Source organism: Streptomyces sp. NPDC056835 (assembly GCF_042789485.1).
Taxonomy (GTDB): Bacteria; Actinomycetota; Actinomycetes; order Streptomycetales; family Streptomycetaceae; genus Streptomyces.
In genome coordinates this window covers 204,744-219,759 of record NZ_JBHUBB010000013.1, presented here as the reverse complement: position 1 = coordinate 219,759, position 15,016 = coordinate 204,744, and the positions used below count along the sequence as shown (strand labels likewise).

The window sequence follows — 15,016 nt, the reverse complement described above, 5'->3', positions numbered from 1 at the left end:
TAATCTGGAGCGCGTGACAGTGAACGCTGAGAACCCCGCCGCCCACGTGCCCTCCTGGCAAGATCTTCCCGCTGCCCAGCAGCCGGAGTATCCGGACCAGGAAGCCCTGCGCGAGGTCGTCGCCGAGCTGGAGTCCTATCCTCCGCTCGTCTTCGCGGGCGAGTGCGACCAGCTGCGCGCCCGGATGGGAGCCGTCGCCAAGGGCGAGGCGTTCCTGCTCCAGGGCGGCGACTGCGCCGAGGCGTTCGACGCCGTCTCCGCGGATCACATCCGCAACAAGCTGAAGACGCTTCTCCAGATGGGCGCCGTCCTCACCTACGCGGCGTCCGTGCCGGTGGTGAAGGTCGGCCGGATCGCCGGGCAGTACTCGAAGCCGCGCTCCAAGGGCACCGAGACCCGCGACGGCGTGACGCTGCCGACGTACCGCGGCGACTCCGTCAACGGGTTCGACTTCAACGAGAAGGCCCGGATCCCGGACCCCGAGCGGCTCAAGCGGATGTACCACGCGTCCGCCGCCACCCTCAATCTGGTCCGCGCCTTCACCACCGGCGGCTACGCCGATCTGCGCCAGGTCCACGCCTGGAACCAGGACTTCGTGAAGTCGTCCCCGTCGGGCCAGCGTTACGAGCAGCTCGCCCGCGAGATCGACAACGCGCTGAACTTCATGAAGGCCGCCGGCACCGACCCGGCGGAATTCCGCACGGTCGAGTTCTTCTCCTCGCACGAGGCGCTGCTGCTGGACTACGAGTCGGCGCTGACCCGGATCGACTCCCGTACCGGCCGGCTGTACGACGTCTCCGGCCACATGGTCTGGATCGGTGAGCGCACCCGCCAGCTGGACGGCGCGCACATCGAGTTCGCCTCGAAGATCAACAACCCGATCGGGATCAAGCTCGGTCCGACGACGACGGTCGATGAAGCACTCACCTACATCGACCGGCTCGACCCCGACCGCGAGCCCGGCCGGCTGACCTTCATCGTCCGGATGGGCGCCGACAAGGTCAGGGACAAGCTCCCCGAGCTGGTCGAGAAGGTCACGGCCTCCGGTGCCACGGTGGCGTGGGTGACCGACCCGATGCACGGCAACACCTTCGAGGCGGCCTCCGGCCACAAGACCCGCCGCTTCGACGATGTGCTCGACGAGGTCAAGGGCTTCTTCGAGGTCCACAAGGGCCTCGGCACCCACCCGGGCGGCATCCATGTGGAGCTGACCGGCGACGATGTCACAGAATGCGTGGGCGGCGGCGACGAGATCTTCGTCGACGATCTGCACCAGCGCTACGAGACGGCCTGCGACCCGCGACTCAATCGCAGCCAGTCGCTCGACCTGGCCTTCCTGGTCGCCGAGATGTACCGCGACCAGTAGGAACGCCGGAGCGGGACGGAACGCCACGATGGGGCACGGATCGATGTGATCCGTGCCCCATCGGTGTTTCCCGGGCTTTCGCGTTGCCGGAGTGGCAGGTAAGGTTAGGTTAGCCTCACCTCGAATACGGGGTGGCCCGAACCAGCGACCCCTCCGGGAGGTGAACCGCGTGTACGTCTGCTCGTGCTTCGGCATCACCGAAACACAGGTCAAGGAACACGCGGCCGCCGGGGCGTGCACCCCCCGCCGGATAGCGTCGGTCAGCAAGGCCGGCACCGACTGCGGATCGTGCGTACGCCGTATCCAGTCCCTTCTCGGCCGTGGCGGCTGCCCCCGGCTCGACGCGGAAGAGAGCACGGCCCCGCCGGCCCTGCGGAACGCCGCTTAGGTCCTGTCCGCCCGGTCGCGGCCCTAACCGTCGGGCTGCTTGATCTGCTGGGAGATATAGAGCGGCTCGCCAAGCTTCTCGATCAGCTCCAGCTGGGTTTCGAGATAGTCGATATGGTGCTCCTCGTCCTTGAGGATCGATTCGAAGATCCGCTTCGAGGTGTGGTCGGCCTTCCCCCGCATGACTTCGATTCCGCGCTTCAGCCGGTCGACGGCCTCGACCTCGACCTCCAGGTCCGCACTGAACATCTCGGTCACCGTCTGCCCGACCCGCACATGGAAAAGCCGCTGGTAGTTCGGCAGCCCCTCCAGAAAGAGCAGCCGGTCGGTGAGCAGCTCGGCGTGCCTCATCTCGTCGAACGACTCGGCCCTGGTGTATTTCGCCAGCTTGGTCCACCCGTTGTTCTCCTGCATTTTGCTGTGCAGGAAGTATTGATTGATGGCGGTCAGTTCGGCGGTCAGCTGCTCATTGAGGAATTCGATGACCTCGGGGTCGCCCTGCATCGCAGAGGCTCCTTCCAGGCGTGTGACGGGGCAGAATGCGCGCATCCTCGCATCGTCACCGAGGGCCGTCCAGTAAGTGCATGCTTAGCACTGTTTGCCCGATTGGTTCCGGGCCTGGTCATGACCACCCCTCGCGGTCTGTCACCATGGAAGGCATGGGTCAGCCGGAAAGCCGGGAACGTCAAGCGCCGGAACAGTCCGAGCTACCACCGGGCCAGCGTCTGCAGCGCGGCTGGCCGGTGACCCATTACGGGCCCGTACCGAAATTCCGGCAGGAACGCTGGGAGTTCCGGGTCTTCGGCGCCACCGCCGACGGCGACAAGCACTGCTGGAATCACGAGGAGTTCTCGGCACTGCCGTTCTCCACGGTCGTGGGCGATCTGCACTGCGTCACGAAGTTCAGCATGGTGGGGGCCGAATGGGGCGGCGTCCCCGCCCGTACGGTCGTGGAACTCTCACCGCCCGCGCCGAGCGTCACCCATGTCATGGTCTGGGCCGAGTACGGCTTCAGTTCCAATCTGCGGCTCTCCGACTTCCTCTCGGACCGCACGATATTCGCGACCCACAAGGACGGTGAACTGCTCACCGCCGAGCACGGCTTCCCCGTGCGCCTCGTCGTACCGCATCTGTACGCCTGGAAGGGGCCCAAGTGGGTCCGGGGCGTGGAGTACATGACCGCCGACCGCCGCGGCTTCTGGGAGGAACGCGGCTATCACAACGTCGGCGACCCCTGGGCCGAGCAGCGCTACTCCTACCAGGAGGTCCCGGGGGACGGACCCGAGCTGTAGCCTCAGCCGTCGCGCAGCTTCTTCAGCCGCGCCACATCCGCCGCGTGCCCCTCCTTGCCGCCCGGTGTCTCGATCACCAGCGGAACGTTCTCGGTCGCCGGATGCGAGAACAGCTCACGGAACGGCTCCTCGCCTATGTGTCCCGCGCCGATGTTCTCGTGCCGGTCCTTGTGCGCGCCCGCCACATCCTTGGAGTCATTGGCGTGGATCAGCCTCAGCCGCCCCTCACCGACCGTGTCCACCAGCAGATCCAGCGTCTGCCGCATCCCGTGCGGTCCCGCCAGATCGTGCCCGGCCGCGAAGATGTGGCAGGTGTCCAGACAGATCCCCAGCTTGGGGTGGGCGTCGAGCGCCTCGAAGTACGGTCCGAAGTCCCAGGTTCTTGAGCAGAGCGAGAAGCCCTGCCCCGCGGTCGACTCCAGCAGCAGGAACGGATCGTCGTCATGGGTCAGCTCGTCGAGAAGCGGCAGCATTCGCTCGCGTACCTGCGCGAGCGCCACCTCGCGGTGCCGCCCGCCGGTCGCCGAGCCCGTATGCACGACCACGCCCAGCGCGCCGATCTCCCGGCCCCGGCGCAGGCTGTGCCGCAGGGACTCCACCGACTTCTCGGCGGTCGCCTCCGTGTGCGAACCGAAGTTGATCAGATACGGCGCGTGCACATACGCCGGGATCCCCTCCGCCGCGCACCGCGCGCGGAACTGCTCGTCCTGCGCCGGATTGCCCGGCGGGGTCGCCCAGCCGCGAGGATTGGCCACGAATACCTGGACGGTCTCGGCGCCCAGCTCACGCGCGTAGGCCAGGCCGGTCGAGGCGAGGCCGCCGGCCACGGGGACATGGCCGCCGACAGGGTTGCGCATGGTTCCTAGAGTCCCTTGGTCGTGATGGTGATGGTGCCGCCCTCGGGGGCCTCCTGGCCGCCCTCGACCGACTGCTTGTCCACGGTGTCCCCCAGGAAGGGGAAGCCCCGGTCCACGGTGACCTCGAAGCCCGCTTCTTCCAGCAGCCGCTTGGCCTCCTCGGTCTTCTTGCCGGTGACATCGGGTACGGAGATCATCCGCGGCCCCTTCGAGACCGTCAGCGTGACCGTATCGCCCCGCGCCAGCTGGGCACCCTCGGCCGCGGACTGCCGGGCGACCGATCCCGCGTCCTCGTCGGAGTTCACGCGCTCGGCCGCGACCTTCACCTTGAGCCCTTCGCCTTCCAGCTCCTCGGTGGCGTCCTGCACGGACTCACCGGTCACATCGGGGACGTCGACCGGGCTGCCCTTGCTCACCACGAGCGCGACCCCGGAATCGGGCCGTACCTCGGTCCCGGACACCGGGGTCGAACCGATCACGGCGCCCTGCTGGATGTTGTCGTCGAACTCCCGCGTGACGACCCCGGCCGCCAGCCCCACCTTCTTCAGCGCCCGCCGGGCCTCGCCCAGCGGCATGCTCTCCAGATCCGGCACCTTGACGATCTCCGGGCCGCGCGAGATCACGACCGTCACCGAGCCATTGCCGCGGATACGCGCGCGGGGCTCGGGGTCGCTGCCCATGACCGTGCCGCGGTCGAAGGAGTCGCTGAAGTCCCTGGTGACCTTCACCTCCAGCCCCGCGTCCGCAAGCCGCTTCCTGGCCTCCTGCTCGCTCTGGCCGAGCAGCGAGGGGACCCGTGTGAACTGCCCGGAGTTGATGTACCAGACACCCGTACCGATACCGAGCACCAGCAGCACGGCGACCACCGCCGCGACGACGCCCCGGCGCGGCATGACCGGGCGGCGGCCGGTCGGGGGCGCCGTCTCCAGTCGGCTGGTGCGGTTCGGCGTCCCGTTCTTCGCCTCCTCGACGGGCCGGATGCGGGGAATCACCGTCGTACGGCTGGTGGCATCGACCCCGTCCTCGGGCTCGGGCCTGGCCCGCGGCGGTACGGCGTCCAACTGCGCGTCGGTCAGCGCGGCCCGTGCCTCCCGCGTCATCGCGAGCAGCGCCACCGCGTCGACAGGCCTCACCTCGGGGTTACGGGCGGTCGCCGCCGCGACCAGCTCGTCCAGCTCGACGGCGAGCCCCGGCACGGCGGCCGACGGCGCGGGCACGTCCTCGTTGAGATGCCGGTAGAGCACCTGCGCGGGGGTGTCCCCGCCGTGCGGCTTCGTACCGGTCAGCATCTCGTGGAGGACGACCCCGCAGGCGTACACATCGACGCGGGTGTCGGACGTGCCGTCCTCGATCTGCTCCGGCGCCAGATAGGACACCGTGCCGAGGACGCTCCCGGTGGTGTTCGTGACATCGCCCACGGCCCGCACGAGTCCGAAGTCGGCGACCTTGACCCGGCCGTCGTCCCCTATCAGCACGTTCTCCGGCTTCATGTCCCGGTGCACGAACCCCGCGCGGTGCGCGGCCCCCAGCGCGGCCAGCACCGGCTCCAGAATGTCCAGCGCGGCCCGGGGCCGAAGCGCCCCGCGCTCCCGCACGACATCGCGCAGCGTGCACCCCGCGACGTACTCCATCGCCAGATAGACATACGCGCCCTCGGCGCCCTGGTCGAAGACCGCGACGACATTGGGATGCGCCAGCCGGGCCACCGACTTGGCCTCACGGATGAAGCGCTCGACGAAGGTGGCGTCGGCGGCGAGGGCGGGGTGCATCACCTTGAGGGCGAGGACCCGGTCGAGCCGGGTGTCGACGGCCCGGTAGACCGTGGCCATACCGCCGACAGCGATCCGCGCGTCCACGCGGTAGCGGCCGTCGAGCACGCGGCCGACGATGGGGTCCTTGAGGGTCGTATCCACGCGCCCGAGTCTACGAGCGGTGCGTCCCCGGCGGGGGCGTGGTCAGGGGGTGCGTTGGCCTGTTGCCGGGTGGCGCTCCCCGCCAGGACGGCGAATGGCCGGGCCCACCGGGCCGCACCCACCCCCGACCCCCAGCCAGGGTGGCGAATGGCCGGGACCACCGGGGGGAGGGGGTCGGGGTCGGAGGAGGTGCGTGTCCGGACGTAAAGCGTCGCAGCACGCGCGAAGCGCGGTGACCACGCGACGGAGTCGCAAATCGATCGCAGCGCAGTCCGGACACGCACCTCCGCAGGCCCCGGCACCACGACGGCGCACCCGCACCACGACGCACGCACCCGCACCCGCACCCCCGCCGGACGGCGCACCCCGCACCCCCGCCGGAGGCGCACCCCCGCCGGACGGCGCACCCCGCCGCTCAGAACGCCGGCCTCTCCGGGTCCAGCGACGCCACCCCCTCCACCGGCGACGACGCCCACGCGATCCGCCGCCGCGGCATCCGCCCCGCCCGCCACGCCAGCCGCCCCGCCGACACCGCGTACCGCATCGCCTCCGCCATCAGCACCGGCTCCCGCGCCCGCGTCACCGCCGACGCCAGCATCACCGCCGCGCACCCCAGCTCCATCGCCAGCGCCGCGTCCGACGCCGTACCCGCCCCCGCGTCCAGGATCACCGGCACCCGCGCCCGCTCCACGATCAGCTCGAAGTTGTGCGGGTTGCGGATGCCGAGCCCGGAGCCGATCGGCGAGCCGAGCGGCATGATCGCCGCGCACCCCACGTCCTCCAGCTTCGCGGCGAGCACGGGATCGTCGTTGGTGTACGGCAGCACCGTGAAGCCGTCGTCGACCAGGGTCTCCGCCGCGTCGAGCAGTTCGATGGGGTCGGGCAGCAGCGTGCGCTCGTCCGCGACGACCTCCAGCTTGATCCAGTCCGTACCCAGCGCCTCACGGGCGAGCCGCGCCGTGAGTACCGCCTCACCGGCGGTGAAGCAGCCCGCCGTGTTGGGCAGCGCCCGGATGCCCAGCGAGGCGAGTACGGACAGGACGGAGCCGTGCACCGTGGGGTCGAGGCGGCGCATCGCGACCGTGGTGAGCTCGGTGCCGGAGGCGACCAGGGACCGTTCCAGCACGTCGAGGCTGGGCGCGCCGCCCGTGCCCATGATCAGCCGGGAGGCGAACGTGGTGGAGCCGATGGTCAGCGGATCGTCGGCCATGGTTCAGCCCCCCTGGACGGCGGTGAGGACCTCGACCCGGTCGCCGTCGCTGAGTGGTGTGCCGGACCAGCGGGTGCGCGGGACCACCGTCTCGTTGACGGCCGCGGCGACGCCCGAGGGCGCGGCGGTGAGCGCGGCGACCACGACGTCGAGGGTGGTGGCGGGCGCGAGCTCGTACGGCTCGCCGTTCACGGAGATGTTCATACGGGCTGCTCCTGAGGGATGGCCGCGACGGGCGAGGGGCGCGAGGAGAAACGCGACGGGGAGAAGGCGCGGGCCTCCGGGGGCAGTTCACCGGTCGTCAGCACCGCGGCCATCGCGTCGCCGGTGACGGGTGTGAGCAGCACCCCGTTGCGGTGGTGGCCGGTGGCCAGGGACAGCCCCGGCAGCGCGGTGGGTCCGAGCAGGGGGGCGTTGTCCGGGGAGCCGGGGCGCAGCCCGGCGAGGGTTTCCGTGAGCGGCAGTTCCGTGATGCCGGGGACGAGTTCGTGCGCGTCCCGCAGCAGTTCGTACACCCCGCCCGCCGTGACCGTGGTGTCCCAGCCGAGTTCCTCGCTGGTGGCGCCGACGACCAGTTCACCGTTCTCGCGCGGCACCAGATAGACGTGGCTGCCGCGCACCACGGCCCGTACCGTCCTGGAGAGGAAGGGCGCGTGGGTACGCGGCACGGTCAGCCGCAGGACCTGGCCCTTGACGGGCCGTACGGGCGGCAGCGCGTCGGCCGGTACGCCCCCGAGCCGGCCGCTGAGGCTGCCGCCCGCCAGGACCACCTGGTCCGCGGTGAGCGCGCGGCCGTCGGCCAGGACGGCGCCGGTGGCCCGGTCGCGTACGACGGAGAGCCGGTCGGCGTGGGCGCGGTGGAACACCACCCCGGCCCGTTCGCACGCGGTCAGCAGGGCCGCGGCCAGCCGGCGGGGGTCGATCTGATGGTCGCCGTCGACCCGCAGACCGCCGCGCACGCCCGGCGCGAGCATCGGCTCCAGGCGCCGGCACTCGCGGCCCGTGAGCCACTGGGACGTCAGCCCCGAGCGCTGCTGGAGGTCGTGCAGCTCGCGCAACTGCGCGCGGTCGTCGGTGTCGAGGGCGACGGCGAGGGTGCCGCAGGCGCGATAGCCGGTGTCCCGTCCGCTCGCCGCCTCCAGTTCGGCGACGAAGCCGGGGTAGCGCGCGGCGGAGGCGAGGTTGAGGCCGAGCAACGTCTCCTCGCCGTGGTGGAGTTCGGTGACGGCGGCGAGCATCCCCGCCGCGACCCGCGCCGCGCCGCCGCCCGGATCGGGGTCGGTGACGGCGGTACGCAGCCCGCGCTGCGCCGCCCGCCAGGCGGTGACCAGGCCGATCAGCCCGCCCCCGATGACGAGGACGTCGGAGCCCGTAGTGGTTCCTTGATGGGGTGACTGCATGGGCGTCCAGCCCCTCCCTTCGCCGGCATGACCCGGATCAGGTTCGTACGGTCGGAGGCCGCCTCAGCCTCCCTCTCAGCCCGGTGCGTCCGGACTCCCGCGAGGTAGTGTCGAAAGCCAGACTAACGCTCCGTTCCGCGCGCTGTAAGGGAGCGATCACCGTAAGGGAGCGATCGCCGTGGGCGCCGCCCCAGCTGTGTGCGTGGCCTCTAAGGTGATCGGGTGAGCGAGCGACAGCAGGGACAGCAGGGACAGCAGGGACAGCAGGAGCCCGGTCCGGCCGCACAGCCGCGGGTGGTCATCGTCGGCGCGGGCATGGCGGGGGTGCAGACCGCGGTGGCCCTGCGGGAGAAGGGCTTCGGCGGCCCGGTCACGGTGCTCGGCGCCGAGCCGCATCCGCCGTACGACCGGCCCCCGCTCTCCAAGGCGGTCCTGTTGGGCAAGGCCGAGAGCTCGGCCTTCGACATCGACTTCGCGGCGCTGTCCGTCCGGCTCAGGCTCGGCCTCGATGTCACCGGACTGCGCTCCGGCGCACGCGAACTGGACACCGCGCGCGGGCCAGTCCCGTACGACGTGCTGGTCATCGCGACCGGCGCGGAGCCGGTCAACCTGCCGGGCACCGAGTCGCTGCCCGGGGTCCATCTGCTGCGCACGCTGGACGACGCGGAACGGCTGCGTCCGGTACTCGGCCGGCGACAGCGGGTCGTGGTCGTCGGCGCCGGGTGGATCGGCGCGGAGTTCACCACGGCCGCCCGGGAGGCGGGCTGCGCCGTGACTGTCGTCGAGGCCGCCGACCGGCCGCTCGCGGGCGTCCTGCCCGCCGAGGTCGCCGCGCCCCTGACCGGCTGGTACGCGGAGAGCGGGGCCGAACTGCTGACGGACGCCCCGGTGGCCGGTGTCGAACCGGGCGCGGTGATCCTCGCGGACGGCCGGCGGCTGGACGCCGACGCGGTGGTCGTGGGCATCGGCGCGCGGCCCGCGACGGGCTGGCTGGCCGGATCGGGGATCGAGCTGGGACCGGACGGCGCCATCGTGGCGGACGAGCGGCTGCGGACCTCGCTGCCCGAGGTGTACGCGGTCGGGGACTGCGCCTCGTTCCCCTCGGCCCGTTACGGAGAGCGACTGCTCGTACATCACTGGGACAACGCCCTTCAGGGGCCGCGTACGGTCGCCGCGCAGGTGGTCGGCGAGACCGACGAGGTCTACGACCCCGTGCCGTACTTCTGGTCGGAGCAGTTCGGCCGCTTCGTGCAGTACGCGGGCCACCACGAGGCCGGCGACACCCTGGTGTGGCGCGGCGATCCGGCCGAGAGCGCCTGGTCGGTGGTGTGGCTGCGGGACGGCACGCCGACCGCGCTGCTGGCCGTCGGCAGGCCCCGGGATCTGGCCCAGGGGCGCAAGCTGATCGAGGCGGGCGCGCGGCTGGACCCGGCGCGGACCGCGGACCCGTCCCTACCGCTGCGCAAGGCCGCGCTCTGACCCCGGCGGGACCCGGCCCGGGGCTCCAACCCCGCCCGGGGCTCCCCAACCCCGCCCGGGGCTTCCGGCCCTCCGGGGCTCCCCACCCCGCCGGGGGCTTCCCGGCCCCTCCGGGGCGGCGGCCCGATTGGGGCTCCTCGGCTACCGTCTGTCAGTCCGGGATGGCACGCTTGTCCTTGTGACCGAGATTGACGCAAAGATCGATGCTCTCGTCCCCGCCTGGCTCCACCTGCCCGACATCGCGGAAAAGCTCGATGTCGAGGTGACGCGTGTGCGGCAGCTGGTGAAGGAAGGCCAGCTGATCGCGGTGCGCCGCGGCGAGAACAGGACGCTCCAGGTGCCCGCCGCCTTCATCGACGGCAACAAGGTCGTCAAGGGCCTCGCGGGCACCTTGACGCTCCTGAGGGACGACAGCTTCACCGACGAAGAGATGCTTGAGTGGCTCTTCACCCCCGACCCCACGCTGCCGGGCACGCCCGCGCAGGCGCTCAGTGAGAATCGCGGCACGGAGGTGAAGCGCCGGGCCCAGGCGCTCGCCGTCTGACGACATCACCATCCGCGGTGCCCGGTGGCCCCGTTCGACCGTCCGGTCGCGCGTCGGCCGCCGTGCACCGCCGACCCAACACCACGGGGGGATCTTCCATGTCCACGGCTTCCGCGTCCACGGCTTCCGGGTCCGCGGCTTCCGCGTCGCTGTCCGACGCCCGGCTCTATCTGTGTACGGACGCCCGCAAGAGGCAGGGCGATCTCCCCGAGTTCCTTGACGCGGTGCTCGCGTCGGGCGTGGACATCGTGCAGTTGCGCGACAAGGGCATGGAGGCGGCCGAGGAGCTGGACCATCTCCGGATCTTCGCGGACGCCTGCCGTCGGCACGGCCGGCTCCTCGCCGTGAACGACCGCGCCGATGTGGCCCACGCCATCGGCTCGGACGTGCTGCATCTGGGACAGGGCGATCTGCCCGTCCCCGCCGCGCGCGCGATCCTCGGGGACGCCCCGCTGATCGGCCGTTCCACCCATGCCGAGGCCGAGGTGGACGCGGCGGTCGCCGAGCCCGGTGTGGACTATTTCTGTACGGGCCCCTGCTGGCCCACCCCCACCAAGCCGGGCCGCCACGCGCCGGGGCTCGGTCTGGTGCGGTACGCCGCGTCCCGCGCCACGGAGCGGCCGTGGTTCGCGATCGGCGGGATCGACGCGGCCAATCTCGACGAGGTGCTTGACGCCGGTGCGCGCAGGGTCGTCGTCGTACGGGCGATCACCGAGGCCGACGACCCGGCGGCGGCGACCGCGGCCCTGGCGAAGCGCGTGCGGGACCGTGCCGTATGAACGGCGGTGCGGCGTACGCGCGACGACAGCGCGCCGCACAGGACCTAACCGGCAATCCAGGCAAAACCCCTCCCTCCGGTTGGGGGACCGCCACGCCCTCGATAACCTGCACATATGGCCCTAGGCACAGCTTCGACCAGATCGGATCACGCGCTGACCGTGCGTGATCTGCTCGCGACCGGCAAGACTTCGTTCTCGTTCGAGTTCTGGGCGCCCAAGACGGAGAAGGGCGAGCGGAACCTCTGGAACGCACTGCGCCGGATCGAGGCGGTCGCCCCCAGCTTCGTCTCCGTGACCTATGGCGCGGGCGGCTCCACCCGCGCGGGCACGGTCAGGGCCACGGAGCGGATCGCCGCCGACACCACGCTCACACCGGTCGCGCACCTCACGGCCGTCGGCCAGTCCGTCGCCGAACTGCGCAACATGGTCGGGCAGTACGCCGACGCCGGGATCCGTAACATCCTCGCCGTACGCGGGGATCCGCCCGGCGACCCCATGGGCGAGTGGATCAAGCACCCCGACGGTGTGCGCTACGCCGCCGAACTGGTCAGCCTGATCAAAGAGTCCGGGGACTTCTGTGTCGGAGTGGCGGCCTTCCCCGAGATGCATCCGCGCTCCACCGACTGGGACACCGACGTCAGTCACTTCGTCGCCAAGTGCCGCGCGGGCGCCGATTACGCGATCACGCAGATGTTCTTCGACACCGAGGGCTATCTTCGGCTGCGCGACCGCGTCGCCACCGCCGGTTGCGAGACGCCGATCATTCCGGAAATTATGCCGGTCACCAGTGTGAAGATGCTGGAGCGATTGCCGCAGCTCTCCACCGCGGTCTTCCCGCCCGAGCTGAAAGAGCGGATCCTCTCGGTCAAGGAGGATCCCGCCGCTGTACGCTCCATTGGCATCGAGTTCGCTACGGAGTTCTGTGCCGAACTGCTCTCCGAGGGTGTCCCCGGCTTGCACTTCATCACGCTCAACAACTCCACGGCGACGCTCGAAATCTACGAGAATCTCGGACTGCACGAGCAGTCGTGACCGGTCGTACCCGCCCTGTCCCGGGGCGGTGGGCCTAGGAGAGGGGCGGGCATGGGCTGGACGGTCCTCTACATCGCGTTCGGCATCGTCGCGTTGTGGCTGCTCGGCGAGGTGCTGCTCCAGTACAAGGCGCGGCTGCGCTGGCGACTGCTCGCCTTCACCGGGTTCATGGGTGTCGTCCTCGGTGTACTGATCCCCTCCATATTCGTCATCGCGCTGGGCGCGGTCGCCTTCGCGGTCGGCCAGACGTATGTGACGTTGTCCTTCCGCCGCGGCTTCTCGACGGGTTGGGCGATAGGCGGCAGCCCGGGTGCGAGCCGCCGCCGCAAGGCCGGGAGCCAGCAGGCGGAGGAGCGCGAGCCCGCGCTTGAGGTCTCGGACCTGGAGTACGAGCCGGTGGAGTACGAGCCGGCCGCGTACGGGCCGGCGGAACCGCCCGCGCCGGACACCGCGGTGTACGAGCCGGAGCCGCTGCCCGATGACACCGGGCAGTACGGGATATACGACGACGCGGCCCGTGAGGCCCGTCAGCGGCAGCCCCACGCGGACACCGGCGCGGGCGCGGCGGCCGGGGCCGGCGCCGGCGCGCATGAGTACGGCGGCGGATATGACGCGTATCCGGGGTACGGACAGCAGCAGCCGGCGGGCCACGACGGCTACGTCCCCCAGGACGCCTACCACTCCGACCAGGACATGTATCCCGGCCAGGACGTCTACGCGCAGCAGTACGGCTACGACGCGGGACAGCAGCAGTACGCCGCGTACACCGACCCGTACACCGGCTCGGCCGGCAGCGGCCAGCAGTACGGCTCGTACGACAGCTTCGGCGGCCAGCAGCAGTACGCCGACCCGTACGGCGGCCAGCAGCAGTACGGCGGCGACACCCCGCCCGGCGGCGTATGGGTCCCGCAGCAGCGCGACCGCGACGGGGAGCAGTTCCCGCCGGTACCCCACGAAGAGCCGCGTCGGCAGGGCTACCCGGACCCCGACTACAACGAGCAGCAATACCGATACTGAGACGGACCCGCACCCGCACCCGCACCCGCACTGACGACTCGTCAGGATTACCCGCCGACAGGGCAGTTGTTGACCGAGCGGACGCGGACGCGGTGGCGGTGGCGGTGCGCGTGGCTCAATGGGAGTCCGTGGCTCACTGGGAGCCGCGGAAGTCCGCCCCCTCGACGATCAGTCCGGCGACCAGCGCCCCCGACATCCCGGCGTGCGCGAGTCCGCCGCCCGGATGCGCCCAGCCCCCCGCGCGGTACAGCCCGGACAGCCGGGTGGGGTTCGCGGGACGCAGCAGCCGGCCCTCGGCCCCGGCCAGCGCGGGCGCCGGTACGGAACCGCCCGCGGCCCCCGTCAGCGCCGCCGTATCGGCCGGGGTAAGCACCTCGCGCCAGACGATCCGTCCCGCGATCTCCGGCACGGCCGCCCCGGCAGCCGCCACCAGCACATCGGCGTACCGCTCGCGCAGCGCGGCGTCGGACCAGTCGACCGGGCCGTGCGGGGCCACCGTCGCGGTGAGCGTGACCGCCTCGTGGCCGTCGTCGGGGCGCGTCGCCGCGTCGTCGGGTCGCAGCACCGTGACCGTGGGCCGCGCCGCGGTCCGGCCCGCGAAGACCTCGGCCGCCTCGGCGCACCCGTCGGGGGAGTGCACCACCGTCCGGTGCGCGGCGCCGGGGTCACGGGCGCCGCGCAGCGCCAGCAGCACGGTGAACCGACCGGGCGGCGTGGCGTCGATACCCGATGGCCGTACGTCACCGTCCGCGTCGAGCCGCCACTCCACGAGAGGGCCGGGCGCGATTCCCGCCACCACATGGTCGGCCTCCGCGACCGAGCCGTCCGCCAGCTCGATGCCTGTCGCCGCGCCGTCCTTCTCTACGATCCGGGTCACCTCGGCGCCGAAGACGAACTCCACCCGGCGGGCCAGGCACCGTTCGTACACCGCGCGGGCCAATTCCCGCATCCCGCCCCCGACATACCAGCTGCCGAAGGTCTGCTCCAGATACGGCAGCAGGGCGGCGCTCGCCGGGGCGTGCCGCGGGTCGAGCCCGTACGACAGGGCGTAACCGTCCAGCAGCGCGGCCAGCCGAGGGTCGGCCAGCTCCCAGGCGCCGATCTCCTCGACCGTCGTGGCCTGCCGGGCGCCGCGGAGCAGCCGTCGCCGCCGTACGGCCGGATACGGATCGCGCCCGAGCACCCGCCAGTCCGCCCACAACGGCTCCTCCAGCAGCGGTCGGCGCGAGCGGTCCCAGGCGTCCCGGGCGCGGCCCAGGAACTCCCCCCAGCGCTCCCCGGCGCCCGCGCCCAGCGCCGCGTCCAGGGCGGACACCACCCCGCCGCGCGACGCGTTGGGCAGCCGTACGTCGGTACCGTCGGCGAAGACATGCCGGCTCGCCGGATCCACCTGGCCGAGCCGGACGCGGCTCTCCAGTGGCTCCTTACCGGTCTTGACGAACAGATCGCGGTAGACGGCCGGCAGATGCAGCAGACCGGGCCCGGTGTCGAAGACGAACCCGTCCCGCTCGAACCGGCCCACCGACCCGCCGTACGTCGCGGCGCGTTCGTACACCGTCACCCGCTGCCCCGCCACCGCCAGCCGGGCAGCCGCCGCCATGGCGCCCATCCCGGCGCCGATCACCGCAATCCGTGCCATGGCAGCGATTTTAGAGCGCCGGGGGAGCGCCGGTCGCCGCCCGTGCTGGGCGGGAGTACGCAGGACTGAGTACCGGTACCTAGTGGGGGAGATGAGTAGGC

Annotated in this window: 15 protein-coding genes and 1 riboswitch; of the genes, 8 read left to right on the top strand and 7 right to left on the bottom strand. The window is 71.5% G+C overall.

What is annotated here, in order from left to right:
* Positions 1–13 precede the first annotated feature (13 nt).
* Both ACFRMN_RS17710 and ACFRMN_RS17705 read left to right on the top strand, forming a co-directional pair.
* On the top strand, positions 14–1,366 hold the full coding sequence (locus ACFRMN_RS17710; RefSeq protein ID WP_383020075.1) for a class II 3-deoxy-7-phosphoheptulonate synthase: 1,353 nt from the start codon (positions 14–16) through the stop codon (positions 1,364–1,366).
* Between the two features lie 169 nt (positions 1,367–1,535).
* Entirely contained in the window at positions 1,536–1,754 is a 219-nt protein-coding gene (locus ACFRMN_RS17705) for a bacterioferritin-associated ferredoxin (protein WP_383020072.1), read from the top strand.
* 23 nt (positions 1,755–1,777) lie between these two features.
* On the opposite strand, the gene bfr is transcribed toward ACFRMN_RS17705, so the two are convergent.
* Positions 1,778–2,257: a bacterioferritin gene (bfr, locus tag ACFRMN_RS17700; RefSeq protein WP_383020070.1), complete on the bottom strand. Its 480-nt coding sequence runs from the start codon at positions 2,255–2,257 to the stop codon at positions 1,778–1,780.
* A 155-nt stretch (positions 2,258–2,412) separates the two neighbouring features.
* Here bfr and ACFRMN_RS17695 point away from each other — a divergent pair, with 155 nt between their 5' ends.
* Positions 2,413–3,045, top strand: coding sequence for a sulfite oxidase-like oxidoreductase (locus ACFRMN_RS17695; protein ID WP_383020068.1), 633 nt, complete (start codon positions 2,413–2,415; stop codon positions 3,043–3,045).
* Positions 3,046–3,047: 2 nt separating this feature from the next.
* On the opposite strand, the gene ACFRMN_RS17690 is transcribed toward ACFRMN_RS17695, so the two are convergent.
* From ACFRMN_RS17690 to thiO, 5 genes are all read right to left on the bottom strand, one after another.
* Positions 3,048–3,902 (bottom strand): deoxyribonuclease IV, encoded by an 855-nt coding sequence (locus ACFRMN_RS17690; protein ID WP_383020066.1) that lies wholly within the window; start codon positions 3,900–3,902, stop codon positions 3,048–3,050.
* Positions 3,903–3,907: 5 nt separating this feature from the next.
* Positions 3,908–5,815 carry a Stk1 family PASTA domain-containing Ser/Thr kinase gene (gene pknB, locus ACFRMN_RS17685; protein WP_383020064.1) on the bottom strand — a complete coding sequence of 636 codons (1,908 nt, stop codon included), beginning with the start codon at positions 5,813–5,815 and terminating at the stop codon, positions 3,908–3,910.
* Between the two features lie 415 nt (positions 5,816–6,230).
* The gene (locus tag ACFRMN_RS17680) at positions 6,231–7,025 is read right to left on the bottom strand and encodes a thiazole synthase (RefSeq protein WP_383020062.1); all 795 of its coding nucleotides are present in this window, start codon (positions 7,023–7,025) and stop codon (positions 6,231–6,233) included.
* A gap of 3 nt (positions 7,026–7,028) precedes the next feature.
* The gene (thiS, locus tag ACFRMN_RS17675) at positions 7,029–7,229 is read right to left on the bottom strand and encodes a sulfur carrier protein ThiS (protein WP_383020060.1); all 201 of its coding nucleotides are present in this window, start codon (positions 7,227–7,229) and stop codon (positions 7,029–7,031) included.
* Positions 7,226–8,425, bottom strand: coding sequence for a glycine oxidase ThiO (thiO, locus tag ACFRMN_RS17670; RefSeq protein WP_383020058.1), 1,200 nt, complete (start codon positions 8,423–8,425; stop codon positions 7,226–7,228). The genes thiS and thiO overlap by 4 nt, the downstream gene beginning before the upstream one ends.
* Positions 8,423–8,536, bottom strand: a riboswitch (TPP riboswitch). Its footprint overlaps the gene before it by 3 nt.
* 111 nt (positions 8,537–8,647) lie before the next feature.
* Between thiO and ACFRMN_RS17665 the strand changes: the two genes are divergently transcribed.
* The 5 genes from ACFRMN_RS17665 (at position 8,648) to ACFRMN_RS17645 (ending at position 13,276) form a co-directional block, all read left to right on the top strand.
* Positions 8,648–9,904, top strand: coding sequence for an NAD(P)/FAD-dependent oxidoreductase (locus ACFRMN_RS17665; protein WP_383020056.1), 1,257 nt, complete (start codon positions 8,648–8,650; stop codon positions 9,902–9,904).
* Positions 9,905–10,082: 178 nt separating this feature from the next.
* Entirely contained in the window at positions 10,083–10,448 is a 366-nt protein-coding gene (locus ACFRMN_RS17660) for an Rv2175c family DNA-binding protein (RefSeq protein ID WP_365742402.1), read from the top strand.
* A gap of 98 nt (positions 10,449–10,546) precedes the next feature.
* On the top strand, positions 10,547–11,227 hold the full coding sequence (gene thiE, locus ACFRMN_RS17655) for a thiamine phosphate synthase (RefSeq protein WP_383020054.1): 681 nt from the start codon (positions 10,547–10,549) through the stop codon (positions 11,225–11,227).
* Between the two features lie 114 nt (positions 11,228–11,341).
* Complete coding sequence (gene metF, locus ACFRMN_RS17650; protein WP_383020052.1) at positions 11,342–12,259, top strand: methylenetetrahydrofolate reductase [NAD(P)H]; 918 nt, start codon at positions 11,342–11,344, stop codon at positions 12,257–12,259.
* A gap of 51 nt (positions 12,260–12,310) precedes the next feature.
* Positions 12,311–13,276 carry a hypothetical protein gene (locus ACFRMN_RS17645; RefSeq protein ID WP_383020050.1) on the top strand — a complete coding sequence of 322 codons (966 nt, stop codon included), beginning with the start codon at positions 12,311–12,313 and terminating at the stop codon, positions 13,274–13,276.
* Between the two features lie 133 nt (positions 13,277–13,409).
* On the opposite strand, the gene ACFRMN_RS17640 is transcribed toward ACFRMN_RS17645, so the two are convergent.
* The gene (locus tag ACFRMN_RS17640) at positions 13,410–14,915 is read right to left on the bottom strand and encodes a phytoene desaturase family protein (protein WP_383020048.1); all 1,506 of its coding nucleotides are present in this window, start codon (positions 14,913–14,915) and stop codon (positions 13,410–13,412) included.
* Positions 14,916–15,016 lie beyond the last annotated feature (101 nt).